The following is a 15,928-nucleotide window of genomic DNA, read 5'->3' as shown; positions in this document are numbered from 1 at the left end:
TGCCGCCATCGCCGAGGTCCGCGCCAAGGCCGCGAGCGCCGCCGCCGCCGCCGCGGCGAAGCTCATTGCCGAGCAGCACGACGCTGCGGCCGACAAGTCGATGGTCGACAAGACCATCGCGGGGCTTTCGCGTCCCCACTGATTTTCCTCCCCACGAGCTCCGCTCGCAGGGAGGACAGGGTGGCGCAGCCCCACCTCGCCGCCTAAATCCATAATGTGAACGACCCCACTTCCTCCGACCGCTTCCACGAGGAGCGCGCAACCTACACCGTGCGCGGCAGCGACAAGCCCGATATCGAGGCGGGAGTCGCGGCCATTCGCGGGGTGGTGAAGACACTGCCGGTCCGCCCCGGCGTCTACCGAATGCTCGATGCGCGCGGGGACGTGCTGTATGTGGGCAAGGCGCGGGCGCTGAAGAACCGCGTCACCAACTACACCCAGGTCGCGCGCCTCACCAAGCGGCTGCAGCGGATGGTCGCCCAGACCCGCGCGATGACCATCGTCACCACCAACACGGAGGCCGAGGCGCTGCTGCTGGAGGCGCAGCTGATCAAGCGGTTCCGGCCACCCTACAACGTCCTGCTGCGCGACGACAAAAGCTTCCCCTTCATCCTGCTGCGCGAGGACCATGCCTTTCCGCGCGTCCAGAAGCATCGCGGCGCGCGGCGGGCGAAGGGCCAATATTACGGTCCCTTCGCCAGCGCCGGCTCCGTAACCCGCACGCTTAACGCGCTCCAGAAACTGTTCCTGCTAAGGAGTTGCTCGGACAGCTTTTTCGCCAATCGCTCGCGACCCTGTCTGCTCTACCAGATCAAACGCTGCTCGGCGCCCTGCGTCGGTCGTATCGACGAGGCCGGCTATGCCGAGCTGGTCCAGGACGCCAAGGATTTCCTCGGCGGCAAGTCGATCAAGGTGCAGGCGAAGCTCGGCGGCCTGATGAACGCGGCGGCCGAGGCGATGGATTACGAACTCGCCGCCGTCTATCGCGACCGCCTCCGCGCGCTGACCTTCATTCAGGGCACGCAGACCATCCATGCCGAGGGTCTGGGCGACGCCGATATCTTCGCGCTCGCCGGCAAGGGCGGCGTGATGTGCATCCAGGCCTTCTTCATCCGCGGCGGCAACAATTGGGGCCATCGCAGCTTCTTTCCGGCGCACACCAACGACGTGCCGGAGGAGGAGGTGCTGACCAGCTTCCTCACCCAATTCTACGAGGAAGTGCCGCCGCCCAAGCTTATCCTGCTGGATCGCCCGTTGGGGGAGTCGCAACTGCTTTCCGAGGCCCTGTCGGAGCGCGCCGGACGTAAGGTGACTCTCAGGGTGCCGCGGCGGGGCGCCCACACCAAGATGATCCGGCAGGCCAAGCGCAACGCCGAAGAGGAACTGGACCGGCGCCTGGCCGAGACCAGCACTCAGGCGCGCAATCTCCGCGCCCTATCGGAGATGTTCGAGATGGAGGGCCCGCCCGAGCGGATCGAGGTCTATGACAACAGCCATGTCATGGGCACCAACGCCGTGGGTGCGATGATCGTCGCCGGGCCCGAAGGGTTCCGCAAGAACGCCTATCGCAAGTTCAACATCAAGCGCCCCGAGACCGTCCCCGGCGACGACTTCGCGATGATGCGCGAGGTGCTCGGCCGCCGCTTCGCGAGGCTGGAGAAGGAAGATCCCGACAAGAGTCGGGGCGAATGGCCGGACCTGATGCTGATCGACGGCGGCAAGGGCCAACTCTCCGCCGTGTGCGAGGTAATGGAGGATGCGGGCGTCCATGACGTGCCAGTGGTCGCGATCTCCAAGGGCCCCGATCGCAACGCCGGCCGCGAGGTCTTCCATCTTCCCGGCGGTCGCGAGATCACGCTGCCGCCCAACGATCCTGTCCTGTTCTACCTGCAGCGCCTTCGTGACGAGGCCCACCGCTTCGCCATAGGCGCCCACCGCACCAAACGCGCCAAGAGCATGGCGGTCAGCACCCTCGACGACGTCCCTGGCATCGGCCCCAGTCGCAAGCGCGCGCTGCTGATGCATTTCGGCACGGCCCGCGCGGTCAAAGGCGCGGCGCTCGAGGATCTCGAAAAGGCGCCCGGCATCTCGCGCATGATGGCGCGCCAGATTTACGATTATTTTCACCCCCGCAGCTAAAGGGGGAGGATGGATTGCCGCGTCCTCCTCACCGTCGACACCGAGCTGACCTGGGGCCACCATGTCCGGGGCTGTTCGTGGCGGGAAAATTTTGCCCGCAGCTATGAGGCGGCGGGGGTCGGCATTCCCTGGCAACTCCGCACGCTGGCCGAGCATCGGCTCAAGGCCTGCTTCTTCGTCGATCCGATGCCGGCACTGGTCCATGGCATCGAACCGATCCGCCGCATGGTCCGGCCGATCCTGGACGCGGGCCAGGAGGTTCAGCTCCATCTCCACAGCTTCTGGCACGATCTCGCCGAGGGGCGGGACAAGCCACGTTTCGAGCTGACCGATTTCGATGCGGCCGGACAGCACGATCTCATCCGCACGGCGCGCGACCTGCTGATCGAGGCGGGAGCGCCCGATCCCATCGCCTTCCGCTCGGGCAGCTATGCGGCCGACGAGTCAACGCTCGGCGCGCTCGCCGAGCTCGGCATCCGCTACGACAGCAGCCACAATGGCAGCCATCATCCCTGGCCGAGTGCCCTGCCGCTCGATCCGGCGCAGATCGCCCCGTTGCGGCAGGGCGTCGTCGTCGAAATTCCCGTCGCGCAGATGGAGGACAGAGCCGGAAAGCTCCGCCATCTCCAGCTTTGCGCCATTTCGGCGGAAGAACTTCGCCAGGCCTTGCTTCACGCCGCGCGCCATGGGCACCCGCTGACGACCCTCGTCAGCCACAGCTTCGAGCTTGCGACGCGGGACGGTCTGCGGCCCAATCGCACCCTCTGCCGTCGCTTCGAACGCCTCTGCGCGTTCCTCGCCGGGGAGAGGGATCGCCTGTCCACCGTGCATTTCGCCGACCTGGACGACTTGCCTCTGGGTGCGTCCGCCGTTCCGATGCCGGCCAGCAAGTTGCGCCGGGCGCGGCGGATGGCGCAGCAAATCTGGTCCAATGCCGTCTACGAGCGCGCCCTGTGACGGCCGCGATCTCCCTTCCCCTGCGGATCGGCGCCCGTACCGTCTGGCGGATAGACCGACGGCTCGTGCCGGTCTCGATCTCGCTGGGTGATGGTTTGCGCGGCGCTCCGCCGGTACTCCCACCGCTGCCGCGCGAGGCTGACGGCTATCTGATCCGCGCCCTTCCGGCCGCCCTGCTTGCTCTCGTGACGGCGTCGAGACCCGATCTTCGGCCGTTCGTCCGCCAGCGATACCAGCGCAGTTATGCCTCGCTGGAGGACGGCTTCGACGCCTATCTGGCGAGCTTCTCGGGCAAGAGCCGATCGACGCTCAAACGCAAGCTGCGGAAGCTGGCCGAGCGCTCGGGTGGCATACTCGACATTCGGTCCTTTCGCGCGCCGGAGGATGTCGATGCCTTCCACCGCGATGCCCGTGGGGTGTCGGCGAAAAGCTATCAGGAGCGGCTCCTCGCCGACGGCCTCCCCGATGGGGAAGAGGCCACGGCCGAGATGCGGGACCGCGCCGGCCGGGATGCGATGCGGGGCTGGCTGCTGTTCGTGGACGACGTTCCGATCAGCTATCTCTACGCACCCGCCGAGGGTGACACGTTGATCTACGCCCATCTCGGCTACGACCCCGCTTTTTCGGAATTCTCGCCCGGCACGGTCCTCCAGCTCGAAGCGATGCGCGATCTGATGGGGGAAGGCCGCTTCCGCCTGTTCGATTTCACCGAGGGGGACGGGCAGCATAAGCGCCAGTTCGGCACCGGGACCCTCGAATGCGTCGATCTGCTGCTCCTGCAGCCGACGCTCGCCAATCTTCTGATCGGCCATGCCCTCCGCGCGTTCGATGGCGCCGTGGCGCTCGCCAAGGCAGTAGCCGCCCGCAGGGGGCTCGAAAGGCTCGCCCGCTCCCTGCTGCGCTGATATCCGGGGTTCATGCGGCTCCAGACCCAGGCCACCGTCATCGCCGTCCGCGCTCATGGCGAACATGGCGCCATCGTTCGCGCGCTGACGCCCGACGATGGCGTCCAGCCCGGCTATGTACGGGGCGGCCATTCCCGCCGCCTGCGCCCGATCCTGGTCCCCGGCAACGTCATCCAGGCCGAATATCGCGCCCGTACCGAGGATCAGCTGGCCCAGCTCAGCGTCGAGTTGGTCCACAGCCGCGCGCCGCTCCTCGCCGAAGCGCTTCCCGCCGTCGCCATCGACTGGGCCTGCGCCCTCACCGCCACGACCCTGCCTGAAGGTCAGGCCTATCCACGGCTTTATGAAGCGCTGGACGGCGTGCTCTCCGCGGTCGAAGCCTCGCCCAACGGCAAGGGATGGGCCGCCGCTCTCGTCCGTTATGAGCTTCTGATCCTCGCCGAGCTGGGGTTCGGCCTCGATCTCAGCCAGTGCGCTGCCTCCGGGGCCAGGGAGAACCTCCTCTATGTCAGCCCGAAGAGCGGCCGGGCGGTCAGCGAGGTGGGCGCGGGCGAATATCGCGACCGCCTCCTGCCTCTCCCACCCTTCCTCCTCGCTGGCGGCTCCGCCGAATGGGATGATATCTTCGCCGGCTTCCGCCTCACCGGCCATTTCCTCGCCCGCGACCTGCTGATCGAGCGTCAGGCGGATATTCTCGCCGCGCGCGATCGCCTGCTGGAGCGGCTGCGCCGCGTCACGCGTTGACGGCCGTGCCCGGAAGATGGAAGGGTCGATGCGTGAAGAGCCTTTTCCCCCACAGCGCGACGACGCGCGACGTCACGATCCGCGTATCGGTCAGCTTCCTTCCCGAGCAGTCTGAACCCGGCAAGGGCCGATGGTTCTGGGCCTATCATGTCCGCATCGAGAACGGGGGCGAGCAAGCCGTCCAGCTGGTCAGTCGGGAATGGACGATTGTCGACGGCCGCGGCGGTCATCATGAGGTGCAAGGCGAGGGCGTGGTGGGCGAGCAGCCGGTGATCGAGCCCGGCGGCTCATTCGACTATGTCTCGGGCTGTCCGCTCCATACGCCGACAGGCTCGATGGAGGGGCAATATCACATGATCAGAGAGGGCGGTGGCAACTTCGCGGTCGCGATCCCCCGATTTCCCCTGGTCGCTCCCGCGGTGACCAGCTGACGGCTCAGACGCAGCGCCTGATGTCGGTGGCCTTGAGGAACATGCCGCCCACATAGCCCGACTGGCACCAGGCGATCCGGGCGCGCACCAGACCAATCTGGGGCAGATCTATCGACACGAAATCGCCGCGAGTCAGCGGCTTCTCGCATTCGGCGCGGAAGCCGCGGAAGGAGAGATTGCAGATGCGCACATCGGCCTGATCGAAGCCGCCATGCCGGAGGCGCGACGGGATGGAAACGTCGAGCCTCTTCCCGGAGCGCTTTTCCGCACTGGATGATACCGTAGCCATGGTCCCTGGCTCCTTGCCGATCTTCGCCCGCGCGAAGCTCCCGGAAACCCTAGCGCGCTTTTTCTAAGGAACGGTGAATAGGCAATTTCCCGCGCAGGCGGGCTGATCACGCGAGGAGCGCGCCCAGCGTCTGCGTCGTGGGGATAACGAGCAGGAGCGCCAGGGCGACATCGAAGATGCGAAGCGGAATCAGCCGCTCTCCCCTCCGGCGATGGAACAGGAGATCGGCCGTGGTGATCCAGAGGATCGACGCACCGCAAAAGGCGGCGATCGCCAGAGCCGCCACGTAGGGAAGCAGCAGCGGCTCCTGCAGGGTCGCATAGGCCGGCCACAGGATCAGGGCAGCGAGCCCGGCCACCGTGCCGACGCCGGTGGCGCGGCCGATCGTCCACCATTGGAACATCGTCACTTCCTCAGTGGCCGCCGAAGCGGTTCACGCGTCGATCTCTTCCTCGTCCAGCTCGGCGGCGTGGCTCTGGATGAAGGCGAAGCGGTGCTCGGGGTTCTTGCCCATCAGCCGTTCGACCAGGTCGCGGACGGCGGAGCGTTCCTCATATTCCTGGGGCAGGGTGATGCGGATGAGGCTGCGCGTCTTCGGGTCCATGGTGGTTTCGCGGAGCTGCTTCGGGTTCATCTCGCCGAGGCCCTTGAAGCGGCTGACTTCGACCTTCTTGCCCTTGAAGGCGGTGTGCTCCAGCTCCGCCCGTTGCGCGTCGTCCCTGGCATAAGCGACGGTGCCGCCCGACACTAGCCGGTAGAGCGGCGGCTGGGCGAGGTAGAGCGCGCCCTTCCTCACCACGTCCGGCATCTCCTGGAAGAAAAACGTCATCAATAACGTCGCGATATGGGCGCCGTCGACGTCGGCGTCGGTCATGATCACGATCCGCTCGTAGCGCAGCGTGTCGATCGTGCAGCGCTCGCGCGTGCCGCAACCCAAAGCGAGGATGAGGTCGGCGATTTCCTGGTTTGCGCCGATCTTGGCGTTGTTGGCCGAGGCGACGTTTAGGATCTTGCCGCGGATGGGGAGAATGGCCTGCGTCTTGCGGTCGCGGGCCTGCTTGGCCGAGCCGCCGGCGCTGTCGCCCTCGACGATGAACAGCTCCGTCCCCGCCGGATCGTCATTGGCGCAGTCGGTGAGCTTGCCGGGGAGGCGGAGCTTGCGCGACGAGGTCGCGGTCTTGCGCTTCACCTCGCGTTCGGCGCGGCGCTTCAGCCGCTCGTCCATCCGGTCGAGGACGAAGCCCAGAAGGGCGCGGCCGCGGTCCATATTGTCGGCCAGGAAATGGTCGAAATGATCGCGGATCGCCGTTTCGACGAGGCGCGCCGCGTCGGGGCTGGTGAGGCGGTCCTTGGTCTGGCTCTGGAATTGCGGGTCGCGGACGAAGACCGACAGCATGATTTCCGAGCCCGAGACGACGTCGTCCGCCTGGATATCCTTGGCCTTCTTCTGCCCCGCCAGCTCGCCGAAGGCGCGGATGCCCCGCGTCAGCGCCGCGCGGATGCCCTGTTCATGGGTGCCGCCGTCAGGCGTCGGAATGGTGTTGCAATAATAAGAGGAACCGCCCTCGCTCCAAAGCGGCCAGGCGACCGCCCATTCGACCGAGCCCTGCTCGTCCGCAAAATCCTGCTTGCCCTTGAAGAATTCGGATGTGGCGCATTCGCGTGTCCCGATCTGTTCCTTCAGATGGTCGGCAAGCCCGCCCGGAAACTGGAACACCGCCTCGGCCGGCGTATCGTCGTCGATCAGCTCCGGGTCGCATTTCCAGCGGATTTCCACGCCGGCGAACAGATAGGCTTTCGACCGCGCCAGCCGGTAAAGGCGGGCCGGACGGAACTTCGCATGATCTCCGAAAATCTCGGGGTCCGGTGTGAAGGCGACGGTGGTGCCGCGCCGGTTCTGGGTGACGCCGATTTTTTCCAGCGCCGTGGTCGGATGGCCCCTGGAGAAGCTCTGGCGGTAGATCTCCTTGTTGCGCGCCACTTCGACGACGGTGTCATTTGACAGGGCGTTGACCACGCTGACGCCGACGCCGTGGAGACCGCCCGAGGTCGCATAGGCCTTGTGCGAGAATTTGCCGCCCGAATGGAGCATGGTGAGGATCACCTCGAGCGCCGATTTCCCCGGATATTTGGGATGCGGGTCGACAGGCATGCCGCGGCCATTGTCGGTGATGGTGAGCCGGTTGCCGGCCTCCAGCGTCATCTCGATGCGGCTGGCATGGCCCGCCACGGCCTCGTCCATCGAATTGTCGAGAACTTCGGCGGCGAGATGGTGCAGCGCCCGCTCGTCGGTGCCGCCGATATACATGCCAGGGCGCCGCCGGACCGGCTCCAGCCCCTCCAGCACCTCGATCGAGGAGGCGTCATAATCGTTGCTGGCGGAGGCGGCGGACGAGAACAAATCGGACATGTCACCGCTATAGGGCGGCGCGCCTCGCCCTGCCAAGCGCGGTATCGAACCGGCGCGCGGTGCGCAAAGCGTTAACGCTTTGGGCATAGCCTTCCGCCTTCGACTCAGGGGCTTTGTGGGAGGCCTTCATGCTTGTTGGGCTCATTCGACGGGGGATTGGCGGCCGCCGGTCTTATGGGAGCGAGCTCGCCTTCGAATCCGCGACCTTCTCGCTCTCCACCCAGGTGCCGCGTCCGACCGACCGGCGGACGGAGGATCGGATCGCGCCCGACCTTCCGGTCGCCAAGCTCGTCCTCGACGATCGCGAGGATTTCTGCCGCGTGCGCAACATCTCGGCGGGCGGGGTGATGGTCGAGACGACCGGCTATGTGCCGTCGGTCGATACGCCGCTCCATATCGAATTCAACTCGCACCACCGCATGCGCGGCCGCGTCGTCTGGACCCGGCCGCCGATGATGGGGATCAAGTTCGACGAAACGGTGGATCTCCGCGAGCTGCTCGCCAGGCCGACGCCGCGGGGCGGCCATATCCAGCGCCCGCCGCGCCTCGAAATGCGCTGCGGCGCCAGCGTGCGCCTCGGCAAGCTCTACCATAAGGTCGAGGTGCGCGACATTTCCCAAGGCGGCGTCAAGGTACGGATCAACGACTGGACATGCGTCGGCAAGCCCGCCGTGGTGACGGTCGAGAACCTCCGGCCGGTCAAGGGCATCATCCGCTGGTACCGCGAAGGCCATGCCGGCATCATCTTCGACAAGCCGCTCTCCTTCCAGGAGCTGGCGGAATGGCTCGGCAAACGCGTCGAGGTCGCCAGCCTCAAGACGGGGGCCTGGGACAAGAAGGGGTAGGAGGTTTTCCGCTCCGTCGTCCCGGCGTTCGCCGGGATGACGGTGGGGGTTAGCTTCTGTGCGTGGTCGTTCCCTTAGCGTCGCTCACATCTGAGTTGGTCCGTCCCATCGGCTCGCCTTCGATCGATGGAAATGCGTCCATCGCTATCCTCCCGGTCTGCCTCGTCGTCGTCTCGTGCCTGCCGCAAAAGGCAAGCTACCGACGGAAGTACGCGAGCCGGTCACCATCTGAGCAGCCTCGGGCCTGCCGCGAGGCCGATCACCCCGGGAACGAGCATTCCTAGCGAGTACCAGCTCAACAGGAATGTCGCGGTCGTTTCCGGGCAAAAGAGCGCGTAGAGGACAGCGCCCGCCGATCCGGCCACCAGTCCGGCAAGGAGACCCGCGAGGCGCAGGCGCGTGGGCGCGAGGCATTGAAACGCCCACAGGACCCCGGCAAACACCGGCAGCGACAGCAGCGCGATCGCGGCGACACAGGTCTGCCAGGTAGAGCCAAGCCACATTGCCTCGCGCTGGGGGGGCGTCGCCATCGACAGCTCCGTTACCGCGCTGATGGCGACGACCGCCGGCGGCATGAGCAGCCAGAGCCACCGCTTGCCCAGCTCGTGGCCGGGCCGGCCCGCAACGAACAAGAGGACGAGCGCTATCCCGAAGAGCGCCGTCGAAAACAGCAGCTTCATGGCGAATGCCGCCGCGCCGGTGTGGTGCACCGCCTGTAAGGGCATTCCAAACGAGGTGACCGTCGCAACCGACGCGGCGACGACGCCAATGGCAAGTCCGATCGAAAGGCGGCGCAAGACCGCGCCGGGGCGCGGAATCGCCTTTGCATCGGCGGCGAGCTGCCCGATGAGCTCGTTAGTCGTCGTCATGACTACCCTTCACGCGCGCCATCAGGCGCTTGATGCCCCGATGGACGCTGATCTTCACCGCAGATGGTGAGCGGCCCGTCATCGCCGCCACCTCGGCCGACGAGTAGCCTTCGATGCGGGTCAGCCTGATTGACAGTCGACGCTGCTCGGGAAGCGCCTGGAGCAGCTTTTCGACGTCTGCGGCAGCAAGGCAGGCTTCGAAATCGTCCGCAGCGGCGATCTCCCCCGCCGTCTCCAGAGGAACATGCTTGCGGACGCCGTGTTGTCGCAGATGATCGATCAGTTTGTACCGTGCGATAGCGTGCAGCCAGGCCGTGAACGGCAACGTCCGGTCGTAGCTCGCGCGCTTCCGGTGAATCGCGATCAGCGTCTCCTGCACCAGATCCTCCAGGTCCGCGCAATCAGCGCCCGCACGGCGCGTGAAGTAGACCCTCAGACGCTGTGCAACGGCCTCGAGCAACTGATGGTAAGCTTCTGCATTGCCCGCCAGGCCGGCGACCATCAGGCTCTTCAAGCGGGCTTCTACCGAATCCACGGCCGGAGCTTATAGCCGGCTCCGGCGCTCGCGCGTAACTCACCGCTCGGTTTTTGCCCGAGTTAGAACTCGCCGCCTCATGCCGGCTGTTCGCTCGCGCCAGGCAATCGGGTCCTCGCCTCGATGGTCTGATAGACGCCGCCCGCCACCGCGCCGAAGGCGGCATGCGCGACAATCCCGATCGTCCCGCGCCCCATGGCGAACCACGGGAACAACGCCGTAAAACCGTAGAAATTGATGTAATAGACCGTGAGTCCGAAGACCGCTCCGGCGACGATCGACACGACCAGGCCCAAGCCGAAGCGCGAGATGCCCCAGCCAAGTATAATCGCCAGCACAACAGCAAGCGCGAAGTGAATCGCCATCGCCACGGCAAAGACGCCCGCGTCGAACGTCGCGGGAGGCGGTAGCACGCCCTCTCCCATGCCGATTGCGGCGATCATCCTCGGCGGTGCCCAGGGACTGTCGCCCATCACCAGCGCGACAAGAGCCATTTCCAGCACCATGAAAACCACACCGGCGGCGACTCCCGCCCATATGGCGCCCTTGAGATCAAGCTTCCTGCCCATTTTCACTCTCCGTCAGATCGACAGCGTCGCGCAAACGGCGCGCGCTGCCAGTCTATTCGGACGTACTATCGGGTGGGTTACACCTGCTTGCGCAGAAAAGTGTCCGGTCAGTGGCCTGTTGTCTGGAAGCTGCCGCTGACCTACGTCGTGCCCTTTGTTGTGGCGAGCTAGGCAGTTACGCCGCGTTCAGGACCGTCGGCTAGCGGACGCCGTTCATGTCCGCATTCGACCGTAGATTCAGTTGATCGACGCACACTTTACCTTGGAGAGGGTGAGGTGGTCGATGGGACAGGAGCGAAGCTTTTCCGCAGCGGAGAGTGCGGAGATCTGGGATCGCTGGCAGCGCGGCGAGGGGCTCAAGCTGATTGGGCGTATGTTCGGCAAGAACTCGTCTTCGATCTTCGCCCATCTGCGGCCTCACGGTGGCATCAGGCCGGCGCCGCGACGACGCTCGCGCAGGGTGCTCGGACTTGCTGAGATCGTCGCAGGCAAGCTGGAGCAGAACTGGTCGCCCGAGCAGATTGCCGGTTGGCTGAAGCGTACCTATCCGGACGACGAGGCTTATCGAGTGTCACACGAGACGATCTATCGCAGCCTTTTCGTCCAGGCTCGAGGCGTCCTGAAGAAGGAGTTGATGGCGCATCTGCGTTCGCGCCGGGCGATCCGTCGTTCGCGCCATGCAACCGGCAAGGGAGACAAGCGCGGCAGCATCGTTGACGCGGTGTCGATCCGCGAGCGTCCTGCCTCGGTTGAGGACCGGGCGGTGCCCGGTCATTGGGAAGGCGATCTGCTCTGCGGCTCCTCGAACAGCCACATCGTGACCTTGGTCGAGCGGCACTCACGCTACGTGATGCTCGCCAAGGTCCCGAACCGCGACAGCCGCTCGGTGATCAGCGCGCTGATCGAGCAGGCGCGCAGCCTGCCCGACGAGCTTTGCCGGTCGCTGACCTGGGACCGCGGCAAGGAGATGGCCGAGCACAAGGGGTTCACGCTCGCCACCGACGTCGCCGTCTACTTCTGCGATCCTCACAGCCCCTGGCAGCGCGGCTCCAACGAAAACACCAATCGCCTGCTGCGCCAATACTTCCCCAGGGGCACCGACCTGTCCGTCCACGATCAGGAGCGGCTCAACGAGGTCGCCAGAGAGCTCAACGCTCGACCTCGCAAGACCCTGGAATACGAAACCCCAGCAGAGCGTTTTGAAGCGTGTGTTGCGATGACCGACTGAATCGACAAGCCATTCCAGACATTATCTGGCTGATCGATCAGTCCGGCTCGCGCGCATCGTCAGGAGGACGGCGAAAAGCAGCTCGATCGCACCCACGGCGAGGATCGGACCGCCTGGGATGGGAACGACCTTGAAGATGCCGAGGATTCCTGTGGCCGTGATGAGCCCCCCTAGAACCCAGAAAAGAGCGTCCCCGTAGACTGTCTTGAAGACCGCATAATGTGTACCGACCGCGATCGCGGCGAGCGGAAAGACATAGGTGGGCTGGAAGGGAAGGAAGAGCCAAGCCGCGAAAAGGCCGCCGATCATCGCGATGGTGCTCTCCAGGGCAGTGGCGCCGAGAGGATTGCCCGACGCTTCCTTCTCCCTTCTGAACAAGAGTCGAGATGCGATGGTAGCTAGAGGTAAGATCAGCATTCCCCCAAAAAACAGCACAGCGAACGCGCGACCGATACCCTCGCTATGTTCGACCGCTGCTGCGGCGAACCAGACGAGAGCGGAAACGAAGACTCCCGGCCCTCCCCCGACAAACGCCCGGCGGAGATCGCGTTGCGCGTCACTAACGTTCATTCTGCACCCCCTGTAAGCGACCTGTGCGTCAGCTTCGGCGTCCGGCCGAGAAATAGCCGATGCCCGCCCCTACCACGGCACCGAATAGTGGGCCCACGAACGGGACTGGAATCGCAATGACGGCACCGATGGCAGCCGCAATAGCCGTCCGCTTGGCAACGGGATTATCAAACATCACTTCTACCTCCTGATCCGGTGTATTATATGGACAACACAGATGCTCGTCATCTAAAATCGGGCCCTGGCCCTCGGCGGGGGCTATGAGGGCCCGGGCAGATCGCCGGACCGGGCGGACGCGATGGTGTGGGCGATGGCCGAGCTGATGCTGGTGCCGGTCCGGGCGGAGCCGCAGATCAGGCTGTTGTGACGCTCGCGGCCGATGTCCAGGATCAGGCGACCGACGTTGGTTCCTTTACTTCGGCCCGCGAAAACGGGCCCAACGCTCGATCCAGCCCCATTCCCATATGGCGATCACCAGGAACAGGCCGGTTGCGGCCATGTGGAGCTGCAGTGGCGGCGGATGGGCGGCAAACGCCCACAGGCCGAACAGGGCGAAGAGAAGGCCGGCGAGGTGCGAGCGCGGCCACCGGCCTGTGGCGCCGGTCAGCCGCTTGAAGGTCATGGTCCCGCTGATGAACAGCAGACCGCCGCCGAGCAGCGAAATGATCAGGGAGGTCGCGCTGTGCCCGGTGGGATGGGCCAGCACCTGCTCGTTCGCGACCGCCAGGACGATGATCCCGGCGACGATCGGTATATGGGCGTAGGTGTAGGCGTCGCGGCCGATCAGGCCGGGGCGCTCGTCATGTTCGATATGATCGCTGCCGCGGCGCGCGCCGATATCGAAATAGATCCACCGCATGGCGACCGAAGCGACAAAGGCGCTGAGGAAGGCGAGACGTGCTGACCCGCTCGGCTCCAGCTCCGCGAAGGTCGCCCCGGTGACGAGGATTCCTTCGCCCAGCGAGATGATGATGAACAAGGCGCAACGCTCGGCCATATGAGAGCCGCTGATATTCCATTCCTGCGGCGTCGAGCGACCGAGCGCGGGGATCGCGAAGAAGAGCAAAGGCCCGGAATATTCCACCGCGAGCACGGCTGCCCACCAGATCAGACGGCGTATCGGATCATCATCCAGCCCGCCCGCAATCCAGAGCGGCGCGGACAGGATGAAGTAGATCGTCGCGCGGGTCATGTTCCTGGAGGCGCCGGCCTGCCATTCGCCCTTGGCCCAAGCGGTATAGGCCGTGCGGCCGACCTGTATCGCGACATAGGCCAGCGCAAAGTAGAGGCCGTAGCGGCCGAATATTCCGGGAATCGCGCTCGACAGGACGAGGCTCAGCAGCATGATTATCGCGAGCACCAGTCGAACCGGCGGAAGATCGGGGTCGATCCAGTTGACTGCCCACGCGGTGTAAATCCAGGCCCACCAGACCGCGAGGAACATCACCAGCGTCTGCAGCGCGCCGAGGACCGCGTGGTGCTCCAGCAGATAATGCGACAGCTGGGTAACGGCGAACACAAACACCAGGTCGAAGAACAGCTCCATCGGACTGACCCGAGGGTCGGCATGCTCGCTCGTGTCGCGCAAATAGGAGCGTCGAGGCATGGCCGCATCAGGTCCGATTGCATTCCGATGCGCAAGCTCGGCCCTTATGGCGCTCGGCTAGCCGGGCAAAGCGCAACCACGCGCCCGGCCAGTATAGTGGCCCTCGCGGAGCAGGATCAGGCGGCGCGGCTGGCCTTCTGGCCCTGGAGGATCGACAGCGCGACATTGTCCCAGTCGGAGAGGCCCCAACGGCTCGGGTCCTCGCGCGCGACGATCCGGTCGGGCTCGGGCACTTCGGCAAGGTCGAGCTCGTGGACCGGCACCTGGGCGCGCTGCACGATCGAGTAGAAGACCCGGACCACCGGCTTGGTGAGCTGGTTGCGACGCTGGGCCGCGACGCAGCCCAGCCTCCGCGATTCCAGCCGCACGAGGCTGCCGACCGGGTAGATTCCGATGCTCTTGATGAAGCTGTTGAGCAGGCTTTCGTCGAACTGACCCTTGAGCTTGTACATTTCGGCGACGGCGTCGGCCGGGCCGCGGGCCGGACGGTGCGGACGCGCCGAGACAAGCGCGTCGTAGGTGTCGCAGATCGCGGCCATGCGGGCGAACAGGCTTATCTCGTCGCCCTTCAGGCTATGCGGATAGCCGGTTCCGTCATGCCTTTCATGGTGGTGGAGACAAACGTCCGCGACAATCTTCGACATGTCGCCCGAGGCCTTGACCGCGTCCGCGCCGAGCTGCGGGTGGCGGCGCATCTCGGCCCAGTCCGCCGGTCCATATTCGTTCCGCTTGCCGAGAAGCTCGGACGGAAGAAACGCCTTGCCCACGTCCATGAACAGGCCAGCCGTGCCCGCCTGTTTTATATAGTCGGGCGGCAGCTGGAGCTGGCGCGCGAGGTTGATCATCAGCGCGCTGACGGCGACCGAATGCATGTATGTATATTCATCCAGCGTCCGCACGCGGGTGAGCGTGATCAGCGCGTCCGGATTGCGCTCCACGGATTCGGCAATGCCGCGGACCACGGGGGCCGCGTCCTCGATCGCCGCCGCGCTGCCGCTCTGCACCCGGGCGAAGAGCTGGCCCACCGCGGCCTTGCAGTCCGCCAGCACCGTCTCGGCGGCGTGAAACTCGTTGGGGTGCGAAGGGCGCTGCGATCGGGGCTTGGGCGTCGACGCGGCCTTGACCGGTGCTTCGGGTGCGAGCTCTTCCAGCAGCCTTGATCTCGGCGTGGGCTCCTGCGGCATGAGGTGGGCGAGGGCGGGCGCGAGGCTCTTCGATTCGTCCACCCAGACATCGACGTCGCTGCCTTGCAGCGAGCGAAGGTCATCCTCCTCGGTGAGCAGGAACTTGGACTTCCAGAACGGATGATCGAACCAGGAGCCCTCCAGCGACTGGATATACATTCCCAGCCGGAGATCCTCTTTCTTAACGCGTATCATGCGAAGTTCCCCTGAAAGCTCCGCCAGATTGCCTGTCAGGTAGTTGAAATTCCTTAAAGCCGCAGCGCGGACAGTGCGAGGTCCCGCTCAGCGGATGCGGGGGCCCCCGAAGGGGAGGGGCGGGGGCGGCCTGCGGTCGCGGCGCGGCAGCTGCGCCTGATAGGCGACGCCACAATGGTCGACGCAATAGGGAAAGCCCGGATTGGACGGACGCCCGCAGAAATGGAAATCGGGCTCGCCGGGATGGCCGAGCGGCCACTTGCAGATCTTCTCGTTGAGATCGAGCAGGCTCGTCTTGTCGGCGATCTCCGGGCTCGGCTTGGCCGGCACCAGGCGGCGCGGCGGAGCCGGCGGAATCGGCGCCTGCTGGTCTCCGGGACCCTGGCGGAGGAAGCCGCCCGGCCCCACCGACACGATGCGCGGCTGCGGCTGTGACGGCGCGGCCTGCTGAG

General features: G+C 65.6%; 17 protein-coding genes. 7 read left to right on the top strand and 10 right to left on the bottom strand.

Features of this window, described 5'->3' with window-relative positions:
• The first annotated feature begins 216 nt into the window (after window positions 1-216).
• The 5 genes from uvrC to apaG are packed head-to-tail and all read left to right on the top strand — an operon-like array spanning window position 217 to window position 5,176.
• A complete protein-coding gene (gene uvrC / locus VIR62_RS08450; protein ID WP_431870368.1) occupies window positions 217-2,139 on the top strand; it encodes an excinuclease ABC subunit UvrC in 1,923 nt (640 codons plus the stop codon).
• A 9-nt stretch (window positions 2,140-2,148) separates the two neighbouring features.
• Entirely contained in the window at window positions 2,149-3,096 is a 948-nt protein-coding gene (locus VIR62_RS08445; RefSeq protein ID WP_431870367.1) for a polysaccharide deacetylase, read from the top strand.
• Entirely contained in the window at window positions 3,093-4,001 is a 909-nt protein-coding gene (locus VIR62_RS08440) for a GNAT family N-acetyltransferase (protein WP_431870365.1), read from the top strand. Before VIR62_RS08445 ends, VIR62_RS08440 begins: the two co-directional genes overlap by 4 nt.
• A gap of 12 nt (window positions 4,002-4,013) precedes the next feature.
• Entirely contained in the window at window positions 4,014-4,745 is a 732-nt protein-coding gene (gene recO / locus VIR62_RS08435; RefSeq protein WP_431870363.1) for a DNA repair protein RecO, read from the top strand.
• A 32-nt stretch (window positions 4,746-4,777) separates the two neighbouring features.
• Window positions 4,778-5,176, top strand: a complete 399-nt coding sequence (gene apaG / locus VIR62_RS08430; protein WP_431870361.1) for a Co2+/Mg2+ efflux protein ApaG — start codon at window positions 4,778-4,780, stop codon at window positions 5,174-5,176.
• 4 nt (window positions 5,177-5,180) lie between these two features.
• Here the strand turns inward: apaG and VIR62_RS08425 are convergent, their stop codons facing one another.
• From VIR62_RS08425 to parE, 3 genes are all read right to left on the bottom strand, one after another.
• Window positions 5,181-5,465, bottom strand: a complete 285-nt coding sequence (locus VIR62_RS08425) for a PilZ domain-containing protein (RefSeq protein ID WP_431870360.1) — start codon at window positions 5,463-5,465, stop codon at window positions 5,181-5,183.
• 106 nt (window positions 5,466-5,571) lie between these two features.
• Window positions 5,572-5,868, bottom strand: a complete 297-nt coding sequence (locus tag VIR62_RS08420; protein WP_431870358.1) for a hypothetical protein — start codon at window positions 5,866-5,868, stop codon at window positions 5,572-5,574.
• 30 nt (window positions 5,869-5,898) lie between these two features.
• Window positions 5,899-7,875: a DNA topoisomerase IV subunit B gene (gene parE / locus VIR62_RS08415; protein WP_431870357.1), complete on the bottom strand. Its 1,977-nt coding sequence runs from the start codon at window positions 7,873-7,875 to the stop codon at window positions 5,899-5,901.
• A 128-nt stretch (window positions 7,876-8,003) separates the two neighbouring features.
• Between parE and VIR62_RS08410 the strand changes: the two genes are divergently transcribed.
• Complete coding sequence (locus VIR62_RS08410) at window positions 8,004-8,720, top strand: PilZ domain-containing protein (RefSeq protein WP_431870355.1); 717 nt, start codon at window positions 8,004-8,006, stop codon at window positions 8,718-8,720.
• 221 nt (window positions 8,721-8,941) lie between these two features.
• Here VIR62_RS08410 and VIR62_RS08405 read toward each other — a convergent pair whose 3' ends face one another.
• The 3 genes from VIR62_RS08405 to VIR62_RS08395 form a co-directional block, all read right to left on the bottom strand.
• On the bottom strand, window positions 8,942-9,589 hold the full coding sequence (locus VIR62_RS08405) for a DUF1109 domain-containing protein (RefSeq protein WP_431870354.1): 648 nt from the start codon (window positions 9,587-9,589) through the stop codon (window positions 8,942-8,944).
• Complete coding sequence (locus tag VIR62_RS08400) at window positions 9,576-10,103, bottom strand: sigma-70 family RNA polymerase sigma factor (RefSeq protein WP_431870353.1); 528 nt, start codon at window positions 10,101-10,103, stop codon at window positions 9,576-9,578. Before VIR62_RS08400 ends, VIR62_RS08405 begins: the two co-directional genes overlap by 14 nt.
• A gap of 98 nt (window positions 10,104-10,201) precedes the next feature.
• Window positions 10,202-10,693, bottom strand: a complete 492-nt coding sequence (locus tag VIR62_RS08395) for a hypothetical protein (protein ID WP_431870352.1) — start codon at window positions 10,691-10,693, stop codon at window positions 10,202-10,204.
• A gap of 283 nt (window positions 10,694-10,976) precedes the next feature.
• Between VIR62_RS08395 and VIR62_RS08390 the strand changes: the two genes are divergently transcribed.
• On the top strand, window positions 10,977-11,921 hold the full coding sequence (locus VIR62_RS08390) for an IS30 family transposase (RefSeq protein WP_431870350.1): 945 nt from the start codon (window positions 10,977-10,979) through the stop codon (window positions 11,919-11,921).
• Window positions 11,922-11,942: 21 nt separating this feature from the next.
• On the opposite strand, the gene VIR62_RS08385 is transcribed toward VIR62_RS08390, so the two are convergent.
• The 4 genes from VIR62_RS08385 to VIR62_RS08370 all read right to left on the bottom strand — a co-directional run.
• Window positions 11,943-12,491 carry a DUF7010 family protein gene (locus tag VIR62_RS08385; protein WP_431870349.1) on the bottom strand — a complete coding sequence of 183 codons (549 nt, stop codon included), beginning with the start codon at window positions 12,489-12,491 and terminating at the stop codon, window positions 11,943-11,945.
• Between the two features lie 412 nt (window positions 12,492-12,903).
• A complete protein-coding gene (locus VIR62_RS08380) occupies window positions 12,904-14,097 on the bottom strand; it encodes a low temperature requirement protein A (RefSeq protein WP_431870347.1) in 1,194 nt (397 codons plus the stop codon).
• Window positions 14,098-14,213: 116 nt separating this feature from the next.
• Window positions 14,214-15,476 carry an HD-GYP domain-containing protein gene (locus VIR62_RS08375; protein WP_431870345.1) on the bottom strand — a complete coding sequence of 421 codons (1,263 nt, stop codon included), beginning with the start codon at window positions 15,474-15,476 and terminating at the stop codon, window positions 14,214-14,216.
• Between the two features lie 87 nt (window positions 15,477-15,563).
• On the bottom strand, window positions 15,564-15,928 hold a 365-nt coding region (locus tag VIR62_RS08370), incomplete at its 5' end, for a GcrA family cell cycle regulator (protein WP_431870343.1).

The sequence above is a fragment of the Allosphingosinicella sp. genome, assembly GCF_036570505.1.
GTDB lineage: Bacteria > Pseudomonadota > Alphaproteobacteria > Sphingomonadales > Sphingomonadaceae > Allosphingosinicella.
Note: the sequence above shows the minus strand (reverse complement) of the source record. Positions and strands in the feature narration are given on the sequence as shown.